Origin of the sequence: Egbenema bharatensis FJBBOT/2019, assembly GCF_048077055.1 — a bacterium.
In the GTDB taxonomy this organism is placed as follows: domain Bacteria; phylum Cyanobacteriota; class Cyanobacteriia; order Elainellales; family Elainellaceae; genus Egbenema; species Egbenema bharatensis.
The window spans coordinates 6280991-6306212 of record NZ_CP182236.1 but is presented as its reverse complement, the minus strand read 5'-3'; the positions used below and the strand labels follow the sequence as shown (position 1 = coordinate 6306212).

Annotated in this window: 24 protein-coding genes and 1 pseudogene; 3 read left to right on the top strand and 22 right to left on the bottom strand. The window is 48.3% G+C overall.

Features of this window, described 5'->3' with window-relative positions; all coding sequences use genetic code 11:
- Positions 1–257: 257 nt before the first annotated feature.
- From ACM1PF_RS29420 to ACM1PF_RS29395, 6 genes are all read right to left on the bottom strand, one after another.
- Positions 258–677: a hypothetical protein gene (locus ACM1PF_RS29420; RefSeq protein ID WP_416669834.1), complete on the bottom strand. Its 420-nt coding sequence runs from the start codon at positions 675–677 to the stop codon at positions 258–260.
- A gap of 15 nt (positions 678–692) precedes the next feature.
- Positions 693–1769: a hypothetical protein gene (locus tag ACM1PF_RS29415; RefSeq protein ID WP_416669832.1), complete on the bottom strand. Its 1077-nt coding sequence runs from the start codon at positions 1767–1769 to the stop codon at positions 693–695.
- 35 nt (positions 1770–1804) lie between these two features.
- A complete protein-coding gene (locus ACM1PF_RS29410; protein WP_416669830.1) occupies positions 1805–2656 on the bottom strand; it encodes a hypothetical protein in 852 nt (283 codons plus the stop codon).
- 13 nt (positions 2657–2669) lie between these two features.
- Positions 2670–3317: a hypothetical protein gene (locus ACM1PF_RS29405; protein WP_416669829.1), complete on the bottom strand. Its 648-nt coding sequence runs from the start codon at positions 3315–3317 to the stop codon at positions 2670–2672.
- Between the two features lie 198 nt (positions 3318–3515).
- Positions 3516–5042 carry a M14 family metallopeptidase gene (locus ACM1PF_RS29400; RefSeq protein ID WP_416669828.1) on the bottom strand — a complete coding sequence of 509 codons (1527 nt, stop codon included), beginning with the start codon at positions 5040–5042 and terminating at the stop codon, positions 3516–3518.
- 1 nt (position 5043) lies between these two features.
- Complete coding sequence (locus ACM1PF_RS29395) at positions 5044–5409, bottom strand: hypothetical protein (protein ID WP_416669826.1); 366 nt, start codon at positions 5407–5409, stop codon at positions 5044–5046.
- 196 nt (positions 5410–5605) lie between these two features.
- Between ACM1PF_RS29395 and ACM1PF_RS29390 the strand changes: the two genes are divergently transcribed.
- Complete coding sequence (locus ACM1PF_RS29390) at positions 5606–5923, top strand: hypothetical protein (RefSeq protein ID WP_416669824.1); 318 nt, start codon at positions 5606–5608, stop codon at positions 5921–5923.
- A 38-nt stretch (positions 5924–5961) separates the two neighbouring features.
- On the opposite strand, the gene ACM1PF_RS29385 is transcribed toward ACM1PF_RS29390, so the two are convergent.
- The 11 genes and pseudogenes from ACM1PF_RS29385 to acsA form a co-directional block, all read right to left on the bottom strand.
- Positions 5962–6891, bottom strand: a complete 930-nt coding sequence (locus ACM1PF_RS29385; RefSeq protein WP_416669823.1) for a thermonuclease family protein — start codon at positions 6889–6891, stop codon at positions 5962–5964.
- Between the two features lie 60 nt (positions 6892–6951).
- On the bottom strand, positions 6952–7533 hold the full coding sequence (locus tag ACM1PF_RS29380; RefSeq protein ID WP_416669821.1) for a hypothetical protein: 582 nt from the start codon (positions 7531–7533) through the stop codon (positions 6952–6954).
- An 18-nt stretch (positions 7534–7551) separates the two neighbouring features.
- Positions 7552–8895, bottom strand: coding sequence for an alpha-amylase family glycosyl hydrolase (locus ACM1PF_RS29375; RefSeq protein ID WP_416669819.1), 1344 nt, complete (start codon positions 8893–8895; stop codon positions 7552–7554).
- 123 nt (positions 8896–9018) lie between these two features.
- Complete coding sequence (locus tag ACM1PF_RS29370) at positions 9019–9336, bottom strand: protease inhibitor I42 family protein (RefSeq protein WP_416669817.1); 318 nt, start codon at positions 9334–9336, stop codon at positions 9019–9021.
- A gap of 220 nt (positions 9337–9556) precedes the next feature.
- Complete coding sequence (locus tag ACM1PF_RS29365; protein WP_416669815.1) at positions 9557–10534, bottom strand: C1 family peptidase; 978 nt, start codon at positions 10532–10534, stop codon at positions 9557–9559.
- Between the two features lie 197 nt (positions 10535–10731).
- A complete protein-coding gene (locus tag ACM1PF_RS29360; RefSeq protein ID WP_416669813.1) occupies positions 10732–11466 on the bottom strand; it encodes a helix-turn-helix transcriptional regulator in 735 nt (244 codons plus the stop codon).
- 47 nt (positions 11467–11513) lie between these two features.
- Positions 11514–11765 (bottom strand): acyl carrier protein, encoded by a 252-nt coding sequence (locus ACM1PF_RS29355; protein ID WP_416669811.1) that lies wholly within the window; start codon positions 11763–11765, stop codon positions 11514–11516.
- Positions 11766–11802: 37 nt separating this feature from the next.
- Positions 11803–13044 (bottom strand): dihydrolipoamide acetyltransferase family protein, encoded by a 1242-nt coding sequence (locus ACM1PF_RS29350; protein ID WP_416669809.1) that lies wholly within the window; start codon positions 13042–13044, stop codon positions 11803–11805.
- Positions 13037–14047: an alpha-ketoacid dehydrogenase subunit beta gene (locus ACM1PF_RS29345; protein WP_416669807.1), complete on the bottom strand. Its 1011-nt coding sequence runs from the start codon at positions 14045–14047 to the stop codon at positions 13037–13039. The genes ACM1PF_RS29350 and ACM1PF_RS29345 overlap by 8 nt, the downstream gene beginning before the upstream one ends.
- Positions 14044–15057 carry a pyruvate dehydrogenase (acetyl-transferring) E1 component subunit alpha gene (pdhA, locus tag ACM1PF_RS29340; protein ID WP_416669805.1) on the bottom strand — a complete coding sequence of 338 codons (1014 nt, stop codon included), beginning with the start codon at positions 15055–15057 and terminating at the stop codon, positions 14044–14046. The genes ACM1PF_RS29345 and pdhA overlap by 4 nt, the downstream gene beginning before the upstream one ends.
- Positions 15058–16808, bottom strand: a pseudogene (acsA, locus tag ACM1PF_RS29335) (acetate--CoA ligase).
- A 549-nt stretch (positions 16809–17357) separates the two neighbouring features.
- Here acsA and ACM1PF_RS29330 point away from each other — a divergent pair.
- Positions 17358–17672, top strand: coding sequence for a carboxymuconolactone decarboxylase family protein (locus ACM1PF_RS29330; protein WP_416676849.1), 315 nt, complete (start codon positions 17358–17360; stop codon positions 17670–17672).
- Here the strand turns inward: ACM1PF_RS29330 and ACM1PF_RS29325 are convergent.
- Positions 17669–18145: a host attachment protein gene (locus ACM1PF_RS29325; protein WP_416669803.1), complete on the bottom strand. Its 477-nt coding sequence runs from the start codon at positions 18143–18145 to the stop codon at positions 17669–17671. The two genes, ACM1PF_RS29330 and ACM1PF_RS29325, sit on opposite strands and share 4 nt — an antisense overlap.
- A gap of 264 nt (positions 18146–18409) precedes the next feature.
- Here ACM1PF_RS29325 and ACM1PF_RS29320 point away from each other — a divergent pair, with 264 nt between their 5' ends.
- Complete coding sequence (locus tag ACM1PF_RS29320) at positions 18410–18592, top strand: DUF1328 domain-containing protein (RefSeq protein WP_416669801.1); 183 nt, start codon at positions 18410–18412, stop codon at positions 18590–18592.
- A 39-nt stretch (positions 18593–18631) separates the two neighbouring features.
- Here ACM1PF_RS29320 and ACM1PF_RS29315 read toward each other — a convergent pair whose 3' ends face one another.
- The 4 genes from ACM1PF_RS29315 to ACM1PF_RS29300 form a co-directional block, all read right to left on the bottom strand.
- Positions 18632–19057, bottom strand: a complete 426-nt coding sequence (locus ACM1PF_RS29315; protein WP_416669800.1) for a hypothetical protein — start codon at positions 19055–19057, stop codon at positions 18632–18634.
- A gap of 160 nt (positions 19058–19217) precedes the next feature.
- Positions 19218–21335 carry a metallophosphoesterase family protein gene (locus tag ACM1PF_RS29310; RefSeq protein WP_416669798.1) on the bottom strand — a complete coding sequence of 706 codons (2118 nt, stop codon included), beginning with the start codon at positions 21333–21335 and terminating at the stop codon, positions 19218–19220.
- Positions 21336–21883: 548 nt separating this feature from the next.
- Positions 21884–22627, bottom strand: coding sequence for a cupin domain-containing protein (locus ACM1PF_RS29305; protein WP_416669796.1), 744 nt, complete (start codon positions 22625–22627; stop codon positions 21884–21886).
- 26 nt (positions 22628–22653) lie between these two features.
- Entirely contained in the window at positions 22654–25014 is a 2361-nt protein-coding gene (locus tag ACM1PF_RS29300) for an NACHT domain-containing protein (protein WP_416669794.1), read from the bottom strand.
- Between the last annotated feature and the right edge of the window lie 208 nt (positions 25015–25222).

Genomic DNA, 25222 nt, shown 5'->3' with positions numbered 1-25222 from the left:
CTTTTCGTCTACCTCTTGGCTTTCCCGGGCCGAAGTTCTTGCAGTAAAAGATCGGGATCAAAAGACTTTAAATCGTGTGTCATCGTTGTTTTCTCCTGGTAAGTATTTATATTGATTCAAATCGTTTGCATGTTAGATAGATTGCCTGTGGGGGCGCACTGCTGTGCCCCTTACCGAGATGTGCTTAGAATCTGTTCTCCTCACACCCAACTGCGGAAGTAATACGATATCCGTACATCGGATCATGACGACGCTGTTTATTCTCGCAAAACTTCTTCTTGAGTAGGAAGTTGAGTGGTATCCCCCATTCTCAAACTACGCTCGATCGCTGCCTCTGCTGGTACCCGAACTCCCGTATTGATAAACTCATCTGCACCAGGTCTACGGAAACGCACCTCTTCGCCTTGTAAAGCTGCTAGCAGTTGTGGATCATTTACCTTGAAGTAAATGCCGTTGGCGAATTGCGAATATTGGCGAATCTGCTGTTCTCCAACAAACAGTTCAACTCCCAGGCTATTTTGAACGGGAGGCGTTTCGATATACAGTTTCACAATATATGAAACCTCCTCCACATCAGTCCCTCTTGCGGCTGCATAATGTTCGATTCGTCGTAGATCCGCCGCCTCAGGACGGGCAGGCTGCAACTGAACATTGGACAACACAATTTCAAGAGTCATGGATATCCTCCTGAATCAATGGCTAAGTTGAATTTCATCGAAATATAGCGAACCGCGATAGGTGGTTGTTCCCACGATCGGCTCGTCAAAGAGAAAGATAATCTGACGGATATTCCGCACGTCTATTCCCTGTTCGGCAAAAAGACGAAGAGGTATTCGCAAAGTTTGCATCACCGATCGTCGAATTCCGCTAGGAAAATTGATGTCCGCTGGATACAACAAAGGTGCAATGCTGTCCGCTTTTACAGAATGGGAACGGATGCCATCACTCACCATCAGGGTGAAGTTTTGCAATTGATCAACCAGATTTTTGGCATCATTGGACTGTCCTGTACGCAGTGCTAGCACGTGAAACTTGCCGATCGCCAAACCTCCCGGATTGATGTTGATCATATATCGCCTTCCAGATGCATCCCAATCTACTTTTAAGCCCCTGGTTTGCTGGTAGAGATTTTTATTGGCACCCTGGTTAAAGCTCAATTCCTGAACCGTGATGTTGGACAGATCAATGCTACCCACAACCGGGGGTGAAGGAGTGGTCAAAACGCTGTCTTCTTCGTAATGGGCAATGAAGAGGCGCTGATAATCCTGATATTGATTCACCAGGCGGATAGGATTAGGAATCCATCCCCGTTGCTGGCTCAGTTGAAAATCCTTGAGCAGGTTCAGGTATTGCGATCGTCTTAACAATATTCCTTGGGCAATCGCCGAGAAGTAAACTTTGGCGATATTTTCTTGTTCAACTCGGGAGACAAAAGGATTATCGTCTTGCCCCCAAATGGAGTTAAAGAAGTTGTGATTCGCGCCATAGATCCAGAGTAGAGACTTGAAGCCTTTTGCCTCCTGGGTGGGATTGCCCAGATCAATGGGATGGGCCCGGTCATAGGTTTGGTAGCCCTGGAAATCGGACACATCCCCGTCCCGGCTTCCATGCAAGATGATGTAGTTATCTTTGACGACCACTCGACCACCGACGGGTTGGTATTGATTTTCGGTGGGTGCGATCGCCACAACAGCCTTAAGATTAAAGTGATACGGACCCAATCCCCGCGAACCGTCCAGCGGCACGGCCGGATCGCCCAGGTTAGGCACGACTGAATTTAATGTATTGAAATAGCTGGCATGACCTACCCCCTCTCCCCCCGTGAATGACCCGCAATCATCACGTTGGACAGATCCACCTTACCGAATAAGGGATGACCTGTTTGCTGATTCCAGATGCGAAACTGTTTGATATGTTCCAAATGGACGATCGCTCGGCCATCATTCTCACCAAAGTTAAACCCGTTCAGAAAATTGCAATCGATACTGCCTGCAATGATGCCGTGGGAGGCTAATAGATCTAACAAATAAATGTACCCTGGTGTCGAGTTCTCCAGGGGCACATGGTTGCCATGAACAATCAGACAGAGGGGAAAGGGGCCCGTCCCCTGGGGAATGCGTAGTAACCCGTTGATGGGAACATTAGTGACATTAAAGGGCCAGGCAGGAACCGTGGGTAAGTTCGCAAAGTCGGAGAGATTGATGGTGCGAGTTTGATATCCTGGTGTCGGAGATTGGAAAACCTTGTACTGTGTCAGAATTGGATTGCCGGAATAGCTCAAACCCGGTGCCGCATAAACAACTTGAGAAACGGTAAACGGCCCTGGGATAGCCGGATTCGTTAAAGTATTCGTAACCTTGCCCTTGATGTACAAATCACCGTCCGGATGCAGTTCTGCCTGTACGCCCAGTGATGGATGCTTAAACTGAAGTCCTTGCAGGGGGAATAAAGCCTTTTCAAACAGCCGTTTCTCCAACTGCGTCGATCGCTGCCCGCCAGCAGAAACGGTAACGAGCTTTGAGCCCCCCTTGGTCAACCGCAGTTCTCCAGGTTGTGAAGGGCGCAGCGCACCTTCCTGGTAATATCCCGCAAAGGACACATCCCCCGCATCACTGATGGTGATGACATCCTGGTTGCCTTTCTTGATTCTAAACATGGCATCCTCCCCACTATGGATCCGTGGACTGTTCCAGTTTGGCAAGGCGTTTGTCTTGCGCCTGGATGATGTCATGTTGTTGCAGCACGTACAGGGAAAGTTCTTCAATCTTCTTCAGCAGCGACATACAGAACTCGCCCAGGTTCACCCCTTCTTCGTGAATTGCTTGGGCAGAGGGCACTTCCGGCAGATGTTTGTAGCGATCGATGTAGTTCCGTAGATTATTGAGATTGCGGAGTTCATAATCAGATTCAAACACATAATCTGGAACAGACAGTGTCCAATCTTTTACTTTGATATCGCCATTGACATCTAGCTTTGCTTGCGGTGTGGCAGTACCAATTCCGACATTTCCCACATTATTAATCACAAACCGAGGCACAAGATTCGACGACCCAAAGTTGTCTTCGTCATAAACTCGTAAGGTATCATTGTCGCCCGGACTCCATAAAACGATCGTATTGCCATTACAAAAAATACCGCCCGATTCGGAACCATCCGTACTGGCTTCCAGCCACAAGCCATTATTATTGTTGTCTGGATTGAAGTTGGGAGTTTGTCCTAACTTCCCCCGATTTCCGTAGTGCAATGAAACAAAATTCTCGGCTTTTAAGTAAGTATCTCCGATGATCTGGAGATTGTCGTTAATCACTTGAGTCATTGGTTTCTCCGGGTAGTAGGTTGATTTAGATTCTTTTAAGTACCTATCCGAAAACTGACTAGAGTTTTTGGAACTTACAGCCATTTCCAGATGAGTAAGCCACCGTAAGGGCAGTTCACGAACTGCCCTTACAGATTTTGTGTGGCTTATGCAAGTGCAGACCGCTATAAATCCCCTGGTGGAGTTTTCAGATCGGTTCTAAGACAGCACCGCAGGCTGAGCAGACAGTTCTAATCCCTGAGGTACAGGTTGCCCCTGCAGGGGGAGAATTGCCTGACGCAGGGCTTCTATCTGCTGTTGCATTTCTGGACTGCCCTGAGTGGCGATCGTTTGCAGTAATTGATTCAAGTCGTGAATCAGTTCAGGTTCAAACACGCGCAGTGTGGGTTCTTGATCCATACGAGTCACCTGGTTGAGCCGGAGTAGCATTTGCGCCATTTGAACGCGAAGCGCATCATTCTGCACCATCAGAGTATTTAACTCTCCAGCATAGTTGTTGAACAGTCCAAGCCATTGTTGACCCAGGGGAGATTGAGCCAACTGCTGATCTCGAAAAGCTCGCATCTGAGCCAGTTCTGCCCCGCGAGCAATCCCACTGGTGATGGTTTCTGTCGCACACAGACTGGCAATACAGTACTCCATCAGCGCAGCCGAAACTTCTTCCATGACTTTCAAAGCTTCAGCGTAGGGCGGCTGGAACCCATAACCCCACTCTGAAAGAGAACTGGTCATCCGTTCGGTTTCCAGGGTCACCCCCCGCACCTTGCGTTTAGTAGCATCTACAAAATGGCGCGAGTAGGCATAATCATCTGTGGTTGCCGTCGTAGGATATAATCCTACACTTTGTTGCACGGTGTAAGTTCGTCCCCGTACCGTTGCGATCGCATCGCGCATCCGATTTCCCGTAGCAATGAACCAATCCAGATCTGCCTTCGGAATATATTCTCGATATTGCTTATTGGGCGGATCAACGCCTGGATTTCCCCGCTTGCCGTTGTATGCTGGATTGCGGAAGTTCATGTTGGGATCGGTGGTCTGGTTATCATCATCGCCCCAGGGATACAGAATCAGTTCAGAAGCTGAGTGAATATCCACAAAATATCCAATGTTGGGATAGGTGTCTAATAACCTGCGAACATTTTGGGTTTCCGGTTCTGAGAAGGGGGCACTGCCTTTATAGATATCTGAACAGGGATTACTGGATGTACCGATGCCACTCGACCAGAGGAAATCAAAATTTCGGTTGATATCGACCCCTTTACAGGAAGAACCCGGATTGACGCGACGGTTTTTGCGCCACATGAAATCTCCCGCTGGATCTTGCACCCAGGCACGCCCATCGGGGTTGACCAGAGGCAGGATAAACAAATCCAGATTTTCCACCAGTGCCTTGACTAAACTGGCTGAGTAGGTTTTGCCAGAACCCTCAGGCAATTTAAAGATGAGATCCTTGTTATGGGTGTAGGCATAGCAAAGCCGGAGGGCAAAACGAATCAGCAGATCAGGGTTGATCAGTTCGCGGGCATGAACGCCTGCAATCAGCAATATTCCCCGTCGATCGCTCCTTTGCCCGCCCGCAATCCGAATCGCATTAATTGCACGACCTTCGATCGAGGCATTCAGAGCGGCTGTTGAATAGCAGATGGCAGGATAGGTGGATCTCAGGTATTGCAATGCATCACTAATGCCCTTTACGGACAAATAACCAATGGGTGCAGGTGCCATACTAATCCTCCTCAATTCCCTTCAGCCAGTCTTGAAATTCCATCCCTTCGATCGAAGTGGGTGGTTGTTGAGCCATCGGTTCTTGAATGAGGACGCTGTAACCCTCCTCAACCAGTTGGACGATCGCATCCAGGGTCAGAAATCCATCGATGGTCAATTCTCGTGTTTCCTGCCGTTGATCCGTTGGTGCATAAGCTTCCAGAGCAGTTGCGCTTGCCGGTGCGCCAACCGCACGGTTCAGAACAATCTCAGTTTTTTCGATCGCCCTTGTGCTATGCCGGAATAAATCTAATCCGTAACCAGCCAGTCGTCTCATTGACGTTGGATCAGGTGCGATCACGGTTACAACAAAACGTTTTGAGTTCATCCAATTCTCCTCCTTCGTAATGATCTGGGTCTGACAAGACTTGATCAGGATTAATGTACAATTTGAGTGTGAATTTTTCCTTTAAACATACTTGTCAATGCTTCACATTAATTTCAATCAATCTAAAATTTTTTGGTTTTCTCTTGTTTCGATTTTGGTTGTAATTGGTTCTCTAGGCAATGGCGTAATTCCAGCAATGGCTCAATCTTTACCAAACGAAAAAATTGAATTTGATTGGTCAAATATTTCGCCCGCCGGATTGATCGGCTCGCCTGACAGTCTGCGCTCTGTTCGTTACGAGTTTTGTATTCCGCTCACTCAAGCTGCTCTGGCAGAGGTGCAGGCGATCGACCCCAACCTTCAGTGTTATCAAACCTCCCCTGGACGGATTGGTTGCTCCTGCGAGCAGTATCTCTGTATCGGTGATACTCACCATCCTCGCTGGCGGGATATTCTGTACGCCATTGCTGAACTGGACTATGTTCAGCGTATTGTTGAATCCTTTGGAGAATAGGCAGCGAGTTGAGGTGATTGAGTGCTGACTTGGTTCACCTAATCTCCTGGAGGGAAGTCGGAGAGTTGTTGTGCTTCTGTCAGCACCAGTTGGGGCTTGCCATCCGGTTTATTGGGATAAAGGCTGGTGATTCCAGACACATACACGTATCCCCGTCCGGATTTAGCATAGCGAGTTTCAATCAAACGCAGGATGCTTTGGGCGGCAGCCGAACCCTTGTCTGGAATCCACAGGTTAAACTTTTGAAAGATTGACCCTGCATAAATCAGGGCACCATTTCCAGTCCACTGATTGATGCCCGTTTGCAGATCGCAGAACACGGTAACGGCATTGCCCGTTTTAGCTGCCTCCACCAGATGACTGTAATCCAGCCGCACTGACAGCACCCCCGCTTGAATCCCCAAGTAGCGATAGTCCTGCACAACACTGTCCCGCAAATGCCACCAGGGAATCAGGGTCGTATAATCCCGCCGATTGCCGCCTGCATTGGTTTTAGGATTCCAGATGCCCCATCCTTTGGCTTGAGCTTCTGCCTCTGCGGTAGCAAACTGCCGATGATACAGGCGCGATCGACCGTATTTCACAAAGTAGGGACTCCAACCTTCCTGCACAATTCGCAGATTGGAATTTTCTGCCTCGCCTGCTTTATAGACATAGCAGAGCAATCGTCCATAATTATCTCGGTGTTTGTTCAGGCAAACCTGAACAGGGTCATTGGTATCAAATTCCAGATCAACGCGCACATCCCCGTTGGGAATCCCCTGATCGTCGGCACCGAAATACTGCTTGGCCCATTTCGATGCCAGAATGCCTGCGTTAGTGATCGGTTTATCGCCTCCCTGCTGGCTTTCTTCGGTGTCTAAACAGGTAAATCGAATCGATTCTTGCTCGTTGTTTAGCAGTATTTTGATCGTGTCTCCATCGATGACTTTGATTAGTTTGAGATCTTTAATCGCTGTGCCTTTCATTTGAATTCCTGCTTTTCGAGAAGATTTTCTGAATGAGGATTGACCCAACCACTAACAACTTCATAAATCAGGATGATTGACCAGAATCAAACATTCAGAAGCAGGAATTGATTGAATTTCAACGTATGCTGCTCCATCTTTCCGCTGGACTGTCACCATTGATTTCACTTTGTGAGGTCCGGTATAGCCTGGATTACCTGCCTCAGCGGTATTCAAAATCACGGTCATCGAACTACCGATCGGGTTGAGATTCGGATCGACCAATACTCTTGCTCCTCGGCTATTCGTTCCATGACTATTGAGTACGCAAACCGCCTCTTCATCGTCTAAAATTCTTGACCAGCCAACAATTTCACCGCTCCGCCGATGGTGTCCAAAGGGTAGATTCAGGAAAGGAATGGCGATCGGTCGTAAGTACTGCCGTCCCAGGCGGAGTACCGGAAACTGCTGACGGATAGCGGTCATGGCTGCAATGCGGACAAAGGCAGGATGACTGGGATTAAAGCAATGGGCTCCTGCTGTTCCAAAGGGGCCAAACCCAGGTAGGTTTTGATCCAGAGCTTGTACTCCCGCTACGCCAGATTGTCGGGGATGCTCTGGGCAAACATTGCTTCTCGTAAATAGCGATCGGACTGCTTCCATTCAGGCAACCACTTGCGCTCAGAGCCTTCGGCAGGCCAATGCTTGCTCCGTTCCTGCGTAAATGCAGGGAATTCCCAGAGTAAATAGTTGTAATGCCACTCCAGCAATAACCTGATGCTCTGAAGCTGCTTCACTGGAAAAGCGAATTTTCTCACCAAAGACATGATCGTGATCATCTAAAATCGAAACGTGCCGTCGTCCAATATTGCGGTGCGATCCCATAACCGCGCTGCCCGGAACAAATCCATCAAAATAGGATTTCGGCTCCATCAGTCCCTTCGCAACCTGGTTCAAAGTAATCCGCATTTCGCCAATATCCAAAGCTGCATTCAGGTTTTGCCCCACGACATCCAGGTATCGATCCTGGTTGTAGTCTCCACCTGCGATTTCTCCTACTAAAAAGAAATCACTCTTGCCGAGGTTCGCTGCAAACTCCTTAATCGTTCCACAAAAGTTGCGAGTTTGTTCATAGGTGACGTGCTTGAGGGTATCAATGCGAAAGCCGTCACAGTCTGTCAACGCAATCCAGTATTTGTAGCAGCGAGCTAAATGGTTCAGGAGGTGAGGATAGTCTAACTGAAAATCCCGTAAAGTAATAAAATCCGATCGCCGGAATTCAGCATTCGGATCGTTTAAATCACCTTTTCCAAGATCACCTTTACCTGCCCGAGTATAGCAATCTGCTTCTTGCAGCTCCCTGGGCCAAACCCCTTCTACATTCCTGTGAGGAGCACCAACGATGGGTTGCCCTTGCGCATTTAGCCATGCCCCAAACTGATACCAGCCCAATGTATAGGGAGGCTCCCATTGACCGCCAGGGGTATCAGAAGCGTAGATCCAGTTGCAGCCTGAATGGTTAAAAATGATATCAAGAATGACACGTAGCCCTCTTTCATGGGCTTGATTCACGAGACTCACTAAATCCTGGCGAGTTCCAAAACGCGGATCGACTTCCAGAAAATCTTGAATCCCATACCCGTGATAGCTATTCAGGTGCCCCCGTTGCTGAAAGATTGGCCCTACCCAGATCGTGGTTATTCCTAGTTGATTTAAATAATCCAGCTTGGACGCTAATCCTTTCAGCGTTCCGCCTTGCCAGCGATCGCCTCCTGATTTAGCCCATTTGTCAAATCGCCAGGCTTCTCCATTCGGCAGATTGGGTCGAAATTGATTCAGTTGCTGTCGATTTAAGAGGGGACGCTGGTTTTCCTGTCCATCACTAAAGCGATCGGGTAACAGGAAATATAGAACTTCATTTCTCCAATCTGTAGATGAAGGAAAGTATCGTTCGCGTCGAGGTAAATCAAAATCCTTTAAGCTATCGGGTCGTGGTTTCGATAAGATTAAATCTTTAAATTGCATAGGAATAATGTCAGGTTCAATAAATTGATTTAGAGATTACAGAATTACAGAATGAATAAATGAGGATATACAACGTCAAAACACGACAGTCTCAATTCTGGTGAATTGATTATTCGAGGAGTTTTAGTTTCCAATGACGCGCACTGTGATTTGAAACTGGTCGATCGCTTCTGCCCCATTATCCCAGGGTTGAATTAATCGAAACACAATACTGCTTTCTCCGGGTGCTATAGCCTCAAGTTGGAATCGGCGTGTTCCATTCCCACCCGGAATTGTACTATCACCATGAAAGGAGGAATCCAGAACTAAAAACCTATTGTGGTCTGTCTCAAATTGCCAGCTATAACCTGTTGATGGTCTTTCCTCGAGCCATACTTCAATCCGGTCTCCAACCTGTACAGTAAACGTCTGTCCGGCATCGGACTGGTGGATCACAATCATGGATGATATCTCAGAAGTTTCTGGTAAAGAAGGGTTTGTGCAACCTATAGCAGTTGCCTCTACGGCAATCATACATAAAGCGATTCCCCAGAGTGCCGTAAGTTGCCGGATCAATCGTCTCCAATTAACTGTTTTAAGGTTCATAGCGCGATCTTGATTTTTCCCATCTCAAGACAGCACTTCTCTACGGAACGAATTCTGTAGAGAAGCCCAACTATTTCTATAAGCCAAACTGTTGAGTGTTGACCCAATTCATGGACAACATCGACCAAAAATCACTTGCCAAACCCTGGAGCACGTATTCGTAAGGTAACCAGCCATAGCCCTGGCTTCCCCAACCCGCTCCCCATGAGTTGCGAATCAAGAGTGCGCCACGAGTGACCTTATTGCATTGAGTGTTTGTAATTTCAAATGCATCATCATACCCCACTGCTAAAATAGCATGTCCCCATTGAGCGGCTTCACCAGGGCAGGGATAGGGAATGCCTCCAGGGACATTCGTTCTGTTGAAGGAGTTAAATCCATAGAACCCAAACATTGCAGGCACACCAGCAGCCAGCCAAGCCTTAACGCGATTCAGTGTGGTATTCCGATCGGTTCCAACAGGGTCATGACGGAAGTAGCGCAGGGCTTCATAATTGTCAGCCAGGGAATAAACGAAACTGCCTGGTTCATCGTCAAAGGTTCGATCGCCAGCCTGACCTGGATTTTGCACAGTGGTGTAGGGCCAGAACCGTTCAGGCGGGACACCGCACATCGCCAGAGCTGCCATAGTGGTACGGCAATAGGCTCCAGTATCTCCACGCCAGCCCAACAGATTTCGAGTTGTTTTATAGACAAACAAGCGAGAACCATCAATAAATTCGTTGAAAGCCCGCCGTTGATAATATTCGACCATACCAACTGCGGCATGGGCAGTACAGGAACCCAGATTGCTTTGATTTTCAATTGGAGAACACCATGCCCTTAAGTCAACCTGGCTCGGTGCCTGGGTCTGAGCGGCTGAGAGATGCAGTTCGTTTGCCATCAAAGGAATATCTTTGCTTTGCTCAGTATAGTCTCTCAGATCTGGAAACTCCGGCAGCCAACCTGTTCCAACAGTAATAATATTGTCTTTTGAATCGAGGGTTTCTGCTTCAAAGTTTCTGGGAGGAATGTCTGCTGCTACGGGTTGAATTGGATGCAGTATACCTGTCACGTTCAATCTCCTTATAAATAGAAAAAATGGGCAGTATCTTACATAATTCAAGAGAAAGGATCAGGGCTTGTCCCAATTTTGGATTTTGCATAAATGGGATAAACTCTGTTGTAACCCTTGGTTTAAGTATTCCTTGGAATAAACCGTAGCGACAATACGATCATCCGCGTATGAAACTATGACGACTTTGCAACAATTTATCCTTTAATTAACCCCAGCTTTTCTAGAGCAATCATGACTGCACCGATCCGAGTTTGTACCCTCAGTTTCTTGTAAAGATTTTCCAGATGTTTTCGGACTGTGCCTTCACAGCACCCTAATATTTTGGCAATTCCAGCATTACTTTTATCTTTCGCAATCCAAAACAGCACTTCGGCTTCCCGTTTCGTCAGTCCAAGTAATTCCAGGGACGCGATCGAAAAAGTGGGCGGTTCTTGTTCTTCCAGAAGGAGTAGATAGTGGGTTTCGATCGGACTGGGAATGAGGCGAATCGTGAGCTGGTGTTCAGTTTGTTCCAGGTGTAAGGGGAAGCCAGAAATAGGGATGGGTTTGGGGCATTGGGGTTGGGTGATTTGATCCTTGAACCAGCGAATTAAAGCAGGGGGTAAGGTTTGGGAAGTTTGGATCAGAAAGTATTGGTGGATGAGCTGTTCGGCGCGGGGAGTCATGTATTTTACCTGACCATCGATCGTCAAAACTACCCAGCCAACTTGCTCGAAGAGGGGTTGACAGTGCGGCTGGATTGGTTCAGGAACCGATGGAAGACTGGATTGCTCTAACTGAGTTGAGTGCTGATGCAGGAAATTGAAGAGGCAACGATCGCACTTTGTAAATTTGAGATAAGTGGGGTGCAACGAAGTTGCTTGTCGTTCAGTGGAATCCTCAGGTGGAATTTCACTTGCTTTGGATTTGGGAGGTTTAGAAATTACCATTAGAATTACGATTTAAAATGCAGCGAGAGTACCTTATCAGGAAAAATTCAGGTTGAATTCGCTTCAATATATTGAATAATGTTTGCCAGGGTGTTGAGTTTGCCGTAATCGCTTTCAGGAATCTCTATGCTAAAAGATTCACTGACTTCAATCATAAAATTCAGGAAATCATAGGAATCAATCCCTAGAGTTTGACGAATTTCTTCGTTTTCTTCTAATGTATCCAGATCTGCTTCAGGAGCAATCTTGCTCAGAAGTTGGAGAACCGTTGCTTTGGTTTGGCTTTCGTAGGTGTTCATGGTGCGATCGCCTGCTTGTGAAATGGATTGATAGAATTTATAGCGTTTCTACCGCCTGTAATTGAGCATTTAATATCTGGAGAAATTTGGCTCCAATAATGCCATCGGTGGCACGATGATCCCCTGCTAACGTTGCTGTGATCACAGGGCGCACATCCAGCATTCCCCGTTCCGCCCAGGGTTGTTCGGTAATTTTGCCAAAACCGACCAGTGCCACCTGTGGCGGGTAGATCACCCCAAACACTTTTTGCACCCCGATATCCCCCAGGCTGGTGAGGGTAATGGTGGCATCCGTCAGTTCTGAACTGCGTAAGCGTCCACTGCGGGTGCGTTCAATTAAATCCCGCATTGCTGCCATGAGTTCATCCAGGCTCTTGAGATCCGCATGGTGAATGGCGGGTGTCACCAAACCTCCCTGCCGTAGCGAAATGGCGAAACCGATATGGATAGATTCCTGGACTTGCAGCCGCTCCTCCAGCCAGTAGCCATTCAGTTCCGGAACTTGCGTCAGGGCCTTCGCAGTCGCCTTAATTAACAGCACGACGGGCAAGATTCGATCGCGGATCGATCGCTTCTGGTTTTCTGCCTCCAGCCATTGCAGCGGATGGCTCATGTCAATGGGAGTTTCCAGGTAATAGTGGGGAATATCCTGATTGGCGCGAGACATGGCGGCTGCAATGGCCCGACGCATCCCCGCCTGAAACTCGGCTGAAGTGGGAGGTTTGACCATCGGTTTTTCTGCAACGGCAGGTTCGATCGGTGGTGGGGCTACCTGGGCTGCAATGGTTACTTCTGGTTTACTCACCTGTGCCGCCGCTGCTCGCACATCCTGTTCCTGAATGGCTCCTCCTGCGCCAGTTCCTTTGACTTGATTCAGATCGACTCCCAGTTCTGCGGCTAATCTACGGGCGATCGGAGAAACCCGCAATCGTTTGCCGTTGGTAGAGGGTGGCTCCGACGCAGCGATCGGTTTGGCAGGTGGAGTCTCTGCAACGGAGGATGGCTCTGGGCTAGGTGCCTGAGTCACCACTGGCTCTTTGTCTGTCGCCCCATGAATCCTGGCCATTGCAGTGCCAACGGGGACTTTCGTGCCGGGTTCCAACAATAGCTCGTCCACCACAAGGTCTTCAAACACCTCAATTTCCATGATGCCCTTGTCGGTTTCCACGTCGGCAATAATGTCTCCCCGTTGAAGCCGATCGCCGGGTTGAACGTGCCATTCCACCAGCGTTCCCGTTTTCATGTCCGCTCCCAGGCTGGGCATACAGAAATCAGCCATGTCTCGCCACCATCCTTTTCACCGTCTGGACGATCGTTTCCGGTTGGGGTAATGCCGCCTGCTCCAGATGATGGGCGTAGGGCATGGGCACTTCCGCCGCACAGATGCGCTCCACGGGGGCATCCAGGTCGTAGAACGCCTTTTCCATAATTCGGGCACTAATTTCAGCCGAGATGCTGCCACTGCGCCAGCCTTCGTCAATGATGACTGCCCGATGGGTTTTGCGAACGGAATTGAGAAAAGTATCTTCATCGAGAGGGCGCAGTGTTCGAAGATCAATCACTTCTGCTTCAATGCCATCCTGCGCCAAGGTTTCTGCGGCTGCTAATGCTTTAAATAAACTGGCACTGTAGCTGATCAGCGTTACATCACTGCCCCCTCGCCGCACTTTGGCGCGATCGATATCAACGGGCTTTGGATGAGCCGATAGATTCCCCTCCATCGTGTACAGCAACGTATTTTCAAAAATCAGCACCGGATCAGGATCTTCTAACGCTGTCCAGAGCATGCCGCGGGCATCTTCTAAGACGGCAGGAGTCAGTACCCGAATGCCGGGAATGTGGGCGTACCAACCTTCTAAACTGTGGGAATGCTGCGCGGCCAGTTGTTTGCCTCCGCCCGTCCCCATGCGAATGACGATCGGCACATTGAACAATCCACCGGACATGTGCAGATAGGTGGCTGCTGTGTTGAGAATTTGATCTGCTGCCAGCAGGCTGAAGTTGACCGTCATCACCTCAATGATGGGTCGCATCCCTCCCAAAGCTGCACCCATTCCAGCTCCCGTAAAACCCGACTCACACAGGGGCGTATCCATAATCCGATCGCTGCCAAACTCTTGCAGCAGTCCTTTACTCACGCCAAATGCACCGCCATAGTGGCCGACATCTTCCCCTATGAGAAAAACGCGATCGTCCTTTTGCAGGGCTTCCCGGATTGCTTCCCGTACAGCTTCCCGGTAGGTTAAATGCACCGTTTGCGAGCCATTCACGCTGGTGTTCATGGGCTTGCCTCCTGAGGGGAATAAACGAAGCGAGTTAAGTCTTCCAGGGCTTCCCAATCACAAGTCTCAGCATAGGTGATCGCATCGGCAATTTCTGCGTCAATTTCTTGATTCAGATCCTCCCATTCTGCATCACTTAAGTATCCTTTTTCCCTCATTTGTTGGGAGAGAGCGGCGATCGGACAGCGTTGCTTCCATTGTTCTACTTCTGCTTTGTCCCGATAGAACTCTGGATCAAACATCGAATGGGCCCGGAAGCGGTAAGTAATGCATTCTAAAAAGAAGGGCTGGCTCTCGTTGCGAATTTGCTGAACCGCTTTGCGCGCTGCATCTTCCACTGCCAGAACATCCATACCATCCACGACGAGGTTGGCCATTCCGTAGTTATTTGCTTTTTCAGCCAGCTTGATATTTGAGTGGGAATACTTCAGGGCAGTTCCCATCGCATACTGATTATTTTCACAAACAAATAGGACTGGAACCTGCCACAGGGCTGCCAAATTCATCGCCTCATGGAATTCTCCCTCCGCAGCGGCTCCATCGCCGAAAAAGCAGCAAGTCACCCGCGATCGCCCCAGTTTTTTGTCCGCTAAGGCCAGTCCCACCGCTAACGGGAGTCCACCCCCCACGATCGCATTGCCGCCATAAAACCGCTTCTCTTTGTCAAACAGGTGCATTGATCCCCCCCGTCCCCGACAGCAGCCCCCCAGCTTGCCATACATTTCTGCCATAACCGTGCTCATGGGAATGCCCCACGCCAACGCCTGTCCGTGTTCCCGGTAGGTTGCCACGATCGCATCGCCGGGTTGCAAGGCCTGCATCACCCCGACTGCCACCGCCTCCTCACCGTTATAGAGATGCAAAAAGCCGCGAATTTTACTGGTACTGTACAGTTCCGCACACTTGTCTTCAAATTGTCGAATCCGCAGCATTTGCTGGAGCAGTTCATAAAGATGCCGGGAGGCATCATCGGGGGACGCATCTGGTTTGACAGCCCCTTTCTTCCTCATCTAACCCACCTCCAGAGTTGATAAATCCCCTTCCGGTAAACCCAACTCCCGCGCCTTCAGCAATCGCCGCATGATCTTACCGCTACGAGTTTTAGGCAGGCTGTCCTGGAATTCCAGTTCCTTGGGGGCGATCGCCGCTCCCAGTTTGCGACGGGCAAAGCCAATCAGTTCCAGCTTCAGGGCATCACTGGGTTCATGGCCAGGTTTAAGGGCGACAAAGGCCTTCACCACTTCGCCAATCATGGGATTGGGTTTGCCAATGACCCCGGCTTCCGCCACGGCGGGATGCTCCATCAGCGCACTTTCCACCTCAAACGGCCCGACCATATGCCCGGAGGTTTTGATGATGTCATCTTCCCGTCCCACAAACCAGAAATAGCCATCGGCATCGCGGGTAGCCAGATCGCCGGTAATGTACCAGTCCCCGACAAAGCATTTTTGGTAGCGCGCTTCATCGTGCAAGTAGCCGCGAAACATGGAATGCCAGCCCGGTTTAAGGGCCAGATCTCCATCAATGCCCGGTTGATCAATCACCTCCACCGTACCATCGGCCTGCCGTCGTACGATCGCCGCTGTGATGCCAGGGACGGGACGACCCATTGAACCGGGGCGAATCTCCATTGTGGGATAATTGGCGATCATAATACCGCCTGTTTCCGTTTGCCACCAGTTGTCATGAATTGGTAATCCCAGCTTCTCCTCACCCCACACCACCGCCTCTGGGTTTAGGGGTTCTCCCACACTCTGAATCAATCGTAAATGGCTCAAGTCATATTGTTTTTGAGGTTCAATTTCCATTCGCATTAAACGACGAATAGCGGTTGGAGCTGTATACCAGACCGTAACTTTTTGGGTTTCTAAAATGCGATACCAGCGATCGGCATCAAATTCAGCCTCATCGACAATGCTGGTGACTCCGTGTGTTAAGGGGGCAATAATGCCGTAGGATGTGCCCGTGACCCATCCCGGATCGGCAGTACACCAAAAGATATCCTCTGGGTGTAAATCCAGCACGTATTTAGCCGTCATATAGTGCTGGTAAACGGCTTGGTGAACGTGAATTGCTCCTTTCGGCATTCCGGTTGTGCCACTGGTGAAGTGGAGCAGGGCCATATCTTCCGGCTCAGTCGGGACGATCGCAAACTCCGGGGATGCGTCGGCCATCAATTTGGGCAGCGACCAGACGGTATCGCTGAAATGATCCTCTGCATCTGCCAGGAGAATGTGTTGGAGGTGGGGCAGCCGATCGCGCAGTTGGGCGATCTTTTGTTTGTAGAGTAGGGGCGTTGTGACCAGCACTCTGGCATCTCCCCGTTCCATACGCTGGAAGATGGGTTCGGGGCAAAGGCTGAAAACAGGGGACAGAACACACTGCCATGCTTCAATGTTCCCAATGCGGCAATATAGAGCGAGGGAATCCGCCCGGACAGGACAAACACGCGATCGCCCTTGCCAACTCCCAGTTGATCCAGAATATTAGCGAAGCGATTCGTTTCTTTCTGCAAGTCCTGGTAACTAAAATCTCGAATGTGCCAATTCTGATCAATAAATCTCAACGCAGTTTGGTGGGCCCGCTTTCCCGCAGCGTGGCGATCGATCGCCAGATCGGCAATGTTGAGTCCCTGGCGGCGCGATCCGTGCAGTTCCTGCTCCAGCGTTGCCCAGGAGAAGGTGCACTGGGCCACTTCGTAGTCCAACAGATTGGGCGGGAGTTGGTACGCACTCGATTTTGCAATGGGTTTGTAGTCCATTGTTCACCTTGTTTTGAATAAATTTTTTATGCACCCGCAATTTTTTATTCACTCTCAATGGATACAGTTCATTTTTGAGAAGGCTCAAATCAACTGCATCCTGGTAATTATGGTGAAAAACTAAGTAAAGATCAGGGAATTAAAAGGTTGACTCAGAAGCTCAAATCATCGTTACAGGGAACGATCGCACCGTACAACAGGACAATAAAGGAGTCGTTTATATAAGTCTAGACTAACTCCTAAAAGTAAGGAACTTGTGAGGAAAACCTGTAGATATGTGAATACAACCCTATTTCACTAATCCATAGATAGGTCTGTTCAATTCCGGTTTTTCCATGTTCATGCTTTGATTCCCTGCTGCGCTCATTTTTTCCTCACTTTTTCCTCACTTTTTCCTCACATTTGCTGATTACAATAATTTTGGAGCGAGATAAATCAGCTCATCCAGACAATTAATCCAGGTCATTCATCTAGATAATTAATCCAGACAATGGACAAAGGAGAACTGCCATGACCACCCCGCACAATAGCCGTTCCTGTACCGAGCAAATGAAGCACATTCGCAGCTACACCAGCAAACTATCCCATGCCCTGCCGGATGTGATGAAAAGCTTCTACGCCCTTAACAAAGCCTCCTCAACGGAGGGGGTACTGGATGCGAAGACGAAGGAACTCATTGCGCTGGCGATCGCTGTGGCCACCCACTGTGACGATTGCATCGCCTTTCATACCAGTTCTGCCCTCAAAGCAGGGGCAACCCAGGAAGAAATTGTGGAAATGTTGGGCGTAGCCATCTTCATGGGGGGTGGCCCGGCGTTAATGTATGCTACCCACGTGATGGAAGCCGTTGAAGAACTACTTTAGGTGGCAATTAAACCTTTGGCTTCTAAATAATCTTGCAGCTCATGGGCTTTTAGCTGACACAAATCTTTAGCCAGTTCGTTAATCTTCAGGTTTTTCGGTAAATTCGCACTTAATGCACCACGCATAATTCCCAAAATGTGCGGTTCTGCAACCAGAATCAATTGGTGGGGCTGGGTAGACTGCCGAATCTGAACCAGCCTGTTCACAATTTCCTGGGCAAATCGACGTTCAAACTCCACGCGATGCTTGTCTCGATGATCATCGTAGCCGTGGGCTTGACCAGCGACTCCGCGATTGCGTCCGGGCTTCGTGCTAGACCACAAATCCTCACCATGCAGGGTTTGGTTAGCGTTGTGAAGTTCGTCGATCGCAACCAGTTTAGGACTGGGTTCATCTACAGGGAACTCAATGGGTTCCAAAACGAAAAGCTTTGCCTTAGCGCTGTTGACAACAGCCACAATGTATCTTTGCATAATCTCTCTCCAGACACTCTGGATACCTGCATCCTACACCGTTGAGTGCTTTAAAACACAATCTCGAATAAAGCTTAAAATTCCTGGTGGTTTTCGTAAATCTCTATGACAGGAATTGCGTAAAAATTAAACATAATGAGTTCAATACAAGAACTATTGCCGCTTTTGCGACAAAATCCTTCGTAAACCTCTATGTTTCTTTAGCAGGAAGCGGAAAAGCCTAACGCCAGGCTACTTTTGCAGCATACTGCGTTGAGGCATTGGATGATGAATTTACTAACCTGGTCAACGATCGCTCTGATCATTTCGATTATTGCTGGAGCACTGGGATTTTCTGGACTGGCTCGTGGAGCAAGAACGGTCTCTTTCGTATTGTCTGGAATTTTTCTGGCAATCGCCCTAGTTATGTTTGTGATGATCGCCCTGGGGATTGGTATCGCCTTGTAAGAGGAAAACCAGATAGCAACTTATCTTCACCTAAACACCCTACTGTGACTCATCGATTTGCTGCTGCACTATATCAGCTTGAGTCTGCTCACGATTTGCCCAGTCTTGAACTTTATCTGCTTCAGTTTGAGCAGAAAACGCAATTTCGGAAGCCCCCTCCTGGTGTAAGATGCGATCTGCTGCTTCCTGCTTTTCATCCGCCAGGGACTGTATTTTATCAGCTCTCAACTGTGCTGCATTCGCTCTTAACTGAGCAGCGTTAGCGCGTAGTTCCTTTAAGACTGCTCTGAGCTTTTCAGCATCTTGTTTGAGCGCATCAAAATTTAGGTCAGCATTAGCAGCCCGCTCCTTCAACGAGTCAACCTCCTCCCGGAGTACGCTGATCTCTTGGCGAAACTTGTCATTTTCTACGGTGATGGCACCAATTTCAGCCACGATCGTGTCAATCAGATCTATGTCAACCATAGACTTTGGGAGGGTTTATAGAAGTTTCAACGATATTTACAGACTATTGCATTTTTAGTCATAAAAATCAATGAATGCAGAACCTGTAATGTCTGGGGGAAAGTAGAGGCAACGATGAAGTGTCCTCAAAGTTCAGTGGGAATGGTGATTGCCTGCAAACCTAGCACAGGTCTGGTTGCCAGCCAAGGTTGGTTGGGGATGGTGCAATCACAATCTGGTGACTCAGCGTTCCAGTCGTGCCTCTTTGAAACAGGTCTGAACTTTGGGTAATTGATGAGAACCCAAGCCTGAAATCATCTGTCTCCAGACTGTTGTTTTTAGGCTCCAATCCAGTCAGAGGGATATTGCTGGCGAAAGGATTGTGGAATGTAAAATCATCCACTGCTAGGGGGATGGAATGTTCGATCGGAGAGGACAGGTTTGAATCATTGGACACAAGGGACTCAACCTGACTCATACCCGTTAATGGATCTGGGTTGGATGGATTGAGGACAGGCAATTCCCGTTTCACCGATCGCGCCCCTGCGGATAAAGCCGTTTGAGTGGCCGCGAGAGGAAGGGATTGCTGTTTTGCCGGATTTGGATGCAATCCGCTTGCCGAACTGCGCCGATTACCACCTGGAGAACCTAAAACAAATCGTCCCCGATAGATCCGTTGATTAATCGGTAGGCGATCGCCATCATTACGTGAGCTAGAGGCCACGGTTCTCCAATGCAAACGCACCCGATCAAAAAACAGCCTTGTTTTTGAGTCAGGGATGGAACCATTCCAAGCTCCTAACCCCAGGAAGAGTTTGTCCACTTGAAACGGTTTAGGCAGCCCCAGCACCTGGGAGGCATCCTGGTATAGCTTGCGAATATCAACTTTGAGATCATGCCACTTTTTATCCTGCTGGTTCAATTTCCAAAACATGACTTGCTTTTGAGTCACTAACCGATTCAATCCACCCACTTCTCCGGTGGCGGTTAGGTGGAAGATCCTACCGATGTGGAGTGCGGGAATATTTTTGCCATCGTGTCCCACATAAAAAATCATCGTGAATTGGTGGGCTGTACCCTGGTAAGCATGGAGCCGGATGTACCCTCCGCCCATTTCGCTGAGTTGATCCACCTGATAATTGAGCTGAAGCACTGGAAAAGTGTTGGCAGGAACTCCCACCATTTGATACACCTCGGTCAGCTCATCTTGAGACCAGTTTTGTCCTTTTTCCCGCACCGCCAACTCAAGGGAACGCTTCCCGGCTGTGCTGCGGCTTGGGTTGCTGCGGGTAATGAATCCAGGTTGCCGATCGGCTTGATAGCGCCAAACCTTGTACCAACCTTGTAGACCCGTTTCAAAGCTGCCATTGCTAAACAAGCGAGGGCTAAAGGTGGGAACTGGTTCTAGCCATCGTGGTTCAAGCTGAGGCTGAAAGGTGGGGAAGCGATCGGGGTAAAAGAAGATATTGGGTTGTTCAGCTCGCCGACCGGTTAGGGTGGCTGTTTCATCGTTTACCTCTACCATCATGAAGTAGCCGCCTTTTTTCAGACCTTGCTTGAAAAGGGGATACTCTTCACCAAAATTTCTGGCAAGGGTGGTGGTAGGAACGGTAATGAACTTGCATCCCCGGTATTCCCATGCCGTTTTAACCGATGTTTGAATACCGTTGTGAACATGTCCTGTATACCAATACTTGACATTACCGTATTGCAGAACTTGATCTAAAATTCTGTTCCGCAACTTGAGCGGATTTTGAGCGTAATACTCAAGTTGAGTTAATCCCTGCGGGAGGTAATGATAGTGGGAAAATACTACGGTTGGTCTGGTTTGGTTGGCTTGCAAATCGTTTGCTAACCAATTCAGCATGGGTTCCGGATCGTATTCGTGGGGAATGGCCGGTAAGACGATGTAGTGCCATTTTCCTGCATTAAAGGATTGGTAGAAGGCCTGGGAACCACTGATTTCTTGCTGGGCATTAAAGAATTGGGTAAAAGGGGGAGCACCGTCGTGATTACCGTAGTTGAGGACAACGGGGACTTGAATCAACTTCGTCATACGAACAAAGTTGCGATATTGGGATGGGATCGAGTACTGGTTAACAAAATCACCGTTGATCACTACGAAAGCGGGTCGCAGGGCATTAATTTTTTGAATGGTCTGGTAATACATCCGGTAATTCACGCTCGGATGTTTTCCCCAGTTACCGTAGTAATCCTTTTGGTTTGTCAATTGTGGATCGGCAATGATGGCAAAGGAATAGTCATTGCCAAGGGACTGAAGGTTCAGTAAGGTATTCATTGCTTCAAATAAAAATTCTAATAGCAGTCTTCAGGTAGTAAAATTTTTGACAGCTAAAACTGATGCTGTCAGGCATGAAGTGATGCGTTTAAAACCCTGAAAAATTGCAGGTTGGAAAGAACCCTAATCTAATGGGAACGCCCTAATCCAATGGGAACAACCCTTGTAGCGTTGGCTTTCCCTGGAGATGCTTGCAAACCCTGTATTCATTGAATCAATCGAGAGGCAATGAGTGAAATCTATAACGCTTTGGTTCCTGCCATTCTGTACTGACCCAAGAAGGACTATCAACTTTATGATACTTTCTTGATAAGTAACTTCACGGGTTGCCTCTCTACGTCAAGTATAACGAGTGCAACACGGGATAGTGATATAGTTTGCAATCTGAAAAAAGATTTTACTTACTGCTTAACATTGCTGCGGTAGAGGATCTTTGTCCAGAGTTAAAGAGAGGTGAAGGGGGCGATATCCTGACACAGACACCCTGCCCATCCCGACTGGAAGGGGTCAGCTTCATCAATGACGATTTCATTAAGGGCGATCGCCCCTCATTCGGGTTTGAATCTCAGGCGGGTTTGAATCTCAGGCAATTCTGCGGCACTGATACCATCCACCATCGTTCGTTGCAACATAGGATGGTTTGTGTGGGTATAGCCTGTATCACTGTCTGGATGGAAAACTACCACGGTGAATGGGCTGTCACTGGTACAAAATTTATGGGGATAGTGAGCTGGAATCAGAAAAATTGTTCCCGATTCAACAGGGATTGCAGACTGCGGTGTTTTCATTATGCTCGCTCCCGCCACAACGATACCTATTCGATCGCTGGGATGGGTATGCAGGGTTTGGTCAACGTGCGGAGGGAAATACATCACATTTAAGCAGGGATCCCCCAACAAGACGGGGGGAATGAGTAAGCTGCTGGTGCCTCCATCAATGTAAGCCAGACGACCCTGCGCTTCGATCGGCCCGCCCAAACTAAACATGCCGCGATAATTGAGACGGGTGAACACAATGCCAGAGGAAGCAGCACTCCCGATCGCCCCTTTACCCGGTAACGAAAAATACATACCTGCGCGCAAACGATAGCTTTCTGTGCCGTGCATTCCACGAAAAGACAAATGGGCAAAGCCCTGATAAACAAAACCAAAGTGAGTGCCAACATCCGATAGCCCAATGGGGTGATCCTGCCAGGTCTGAAGCAATAAGGGAAAGGAGCCTTGGCTAAAATCTTCAAAAATTTTGGGTTGCAGTGGATAGGTCTTGAGGGTGATCATAGGTTTTGTGATCATGGGTTGATGGAATCACTTTGCAGGTTTTAGGTGGGACTTTGTAGGGGTTTGAACAAAGTCGCTTCAAGGCGTTGTCGTGCCTCTGGAGGCATCATACAACCATCGGTATGGAGGCATTCTACTAAAAGTTGCGTTGCATTGTAGTATTGTTTCATCCATCCGCGCTCTTGAGGGCTGAACTGCCATCCCTGACCAATGTGATAACGGGTCTTGGCGACAGTTCTTGCTGTATCGGCAACCTGTTTCAGGGTTTCATCATTAGCATCATGTTTCAGCCGCAGCAAAAGGGATTTTAGCGTTTTTCGGGCATCTGCTTCCAGGCATCTGGACTCCAGGGCAATTTTAATGGCGATCATCATGACTGAATTAGCAGAACTCGCAGCAGAAATCCGTTTGGTGACATCAGGCTGTTTGGCATCATAATTCTGGGCAATTGCAATCGCATCATTCAGCGTAATACCATCTAGCATTCGAGTGAGGAAACTGGCACAGACCAGTAAATTAGCCGATCGATCCAGGTGGAGGGCAACCGTTCGATTTTCATCGATCTCAAAATCAATATCAAAGAGAAAGGCACGAACTGCCGCAGGTTTACAGAAGGCAAACTCTGGAGCCTCAGCCCGATCGCAAATTTCAGCCAGAAAGTTTTGCAATGGTTCCGATGTCGCTAGAATCCGATCGATTTCCTGCTTGATTGCAACCAGGAGAGATGAGGCATCTCGTAACATCTCAGTCAGGAGCAAAAATACTTCCCGCCACCGTTTGTGGGTTACATTATGGGATAGCTCTTGAATCGCTACGTCAAGGGAAGGAGTGTTGTAGGCGATTTCCCTGGCAACAAAGTATTCATGAAAGGACAGATGGGAAAATGAGTATATCCCTTTTGCTCGTTCTACCAGTAAACCATGCTGCGCTTCAATCGATCGCAGAATCGCTTCACTGTCCAGTTGAAGTTCTTCAGCATTGAGGCTATACCTGGGTAAGTTACGAATATAGTCAGTAATATACCGTTCAATACTCGTTTGCTTAAAGAAGTAATCCTTTTGCCTGAATGTAATCGCAGCAATATAGCTTAGTAAATCTTCTTTGCGTTGTGCAGAAAGATTTCTGTAGATTCCATCTCTTTGAATTCCCCGTTTTGCATCCCATTTCTTTAGTAGTGCATCAATTCCTTCCTTATAAAGTTCCGATCGACTACTGGGGCAATCTCCCGATTCTTCAAAGGCTAAACAAACGAGGGTCAATAGGAGGGGACTCATCGAAAGTTGCTTGATTCTGGGATTTTGGTGCAGATATTTCAGGAATTGTTGTAAGCTCGTGCTTTTTCCCTTAAACCATTTGGCTAAAAAGGCGGCAATTTGATTCTCGTCAAAATCAGCCACTTCCACTTCTGTGAACTTCTCGAAGGTATATTCCCATGCAGCAATTCGGCAGGTCATGACAAATGGATTATTCCAAAACTGTTCAGAAAAATCACGGATTTCTTTGATCACGCGGTGATGATCTTCTGCCCGCACCTCATCCAGTCCATCCAGGAGGATTAAGGCTCTGCCTGCCTGGAAAATAGTATAAAAATCTGCAAGCAATTCGGTTGAAACATTTTCTGCAATCGGTAGGGTACTGTAATGCAGTGCTTTCTCGCTGATATATTCCAGCAAGCCCGGTTGATGTTCTGCTTCCGCAAAGTCCTTTAAAGTAACAAAGATTGGGAGGCGATCGGGTTCAAAGTACCCCTCATTGCACTGAATGGCGAGATGTTTGAGAAAAGTAGTCTTACCAGCTCCCGGTTTACCTAGAATGATTAATTTCCTGTACTGACGGACGGCTGCCATTCCCGGCACCCTTTCTTCTTCAACCTGCCCTAACCCAAAGCGATCGAATTCCTCCAGGTCACATTTTTGGAGTAGTTCATCCAGCCGTTTATGCCGTCGTCCAGTGATTTGTTGCAGAACGTTGACAGTGATGTAGAGATCATCCACTTCAACTGGATGGGACATATCCAGGACTCGAATCGTACCGCACCTTTCTCGTACATTGGTATAGATTGTCTGCCGCAGGGCTTGCACCCGCTCATCTAGTTTTCCCTGACTCAGGGGATGGGTCTCCTGAGGTTGGAGTTGCTTGGTTTTCACCAGATCATGGACAGAATATATCGGCGCATCATAGGTTGGCAGCTCACTAATCTCCTGCCAGTTCAAGCCAAGCCGATCGCAAATCTGGATAAAGAGTGACTGAGTGATCGGTTTTCCTTGAAAAAAATGAGTGATCGGCTGTTTGCTGCAACCCACCTGCTTTCTGAGTTCCTCTTTAGTCCAACCAGTGCGAGTCAAGGCCTGGTTTGCTATTTGAATGCCTAACTGGGATGGAATCAGTGACGGTTTTGCCATGATGCAATCAGGGTACAGGTGTTTGCCAGAGCGAACAGTCGGGATAAAGCAGATTTGATCTATACCTTACTCTAACTTCACTCAACCATATCAAGGAAATTGCGGTGACTTATTCCTATGTAAACCACACTTTTTCCTCCCTACTTGACATTTAATCGCGCCTAAAATAGGATTTACTCATCATATAAATGAGCTTTCGCTGAATTGA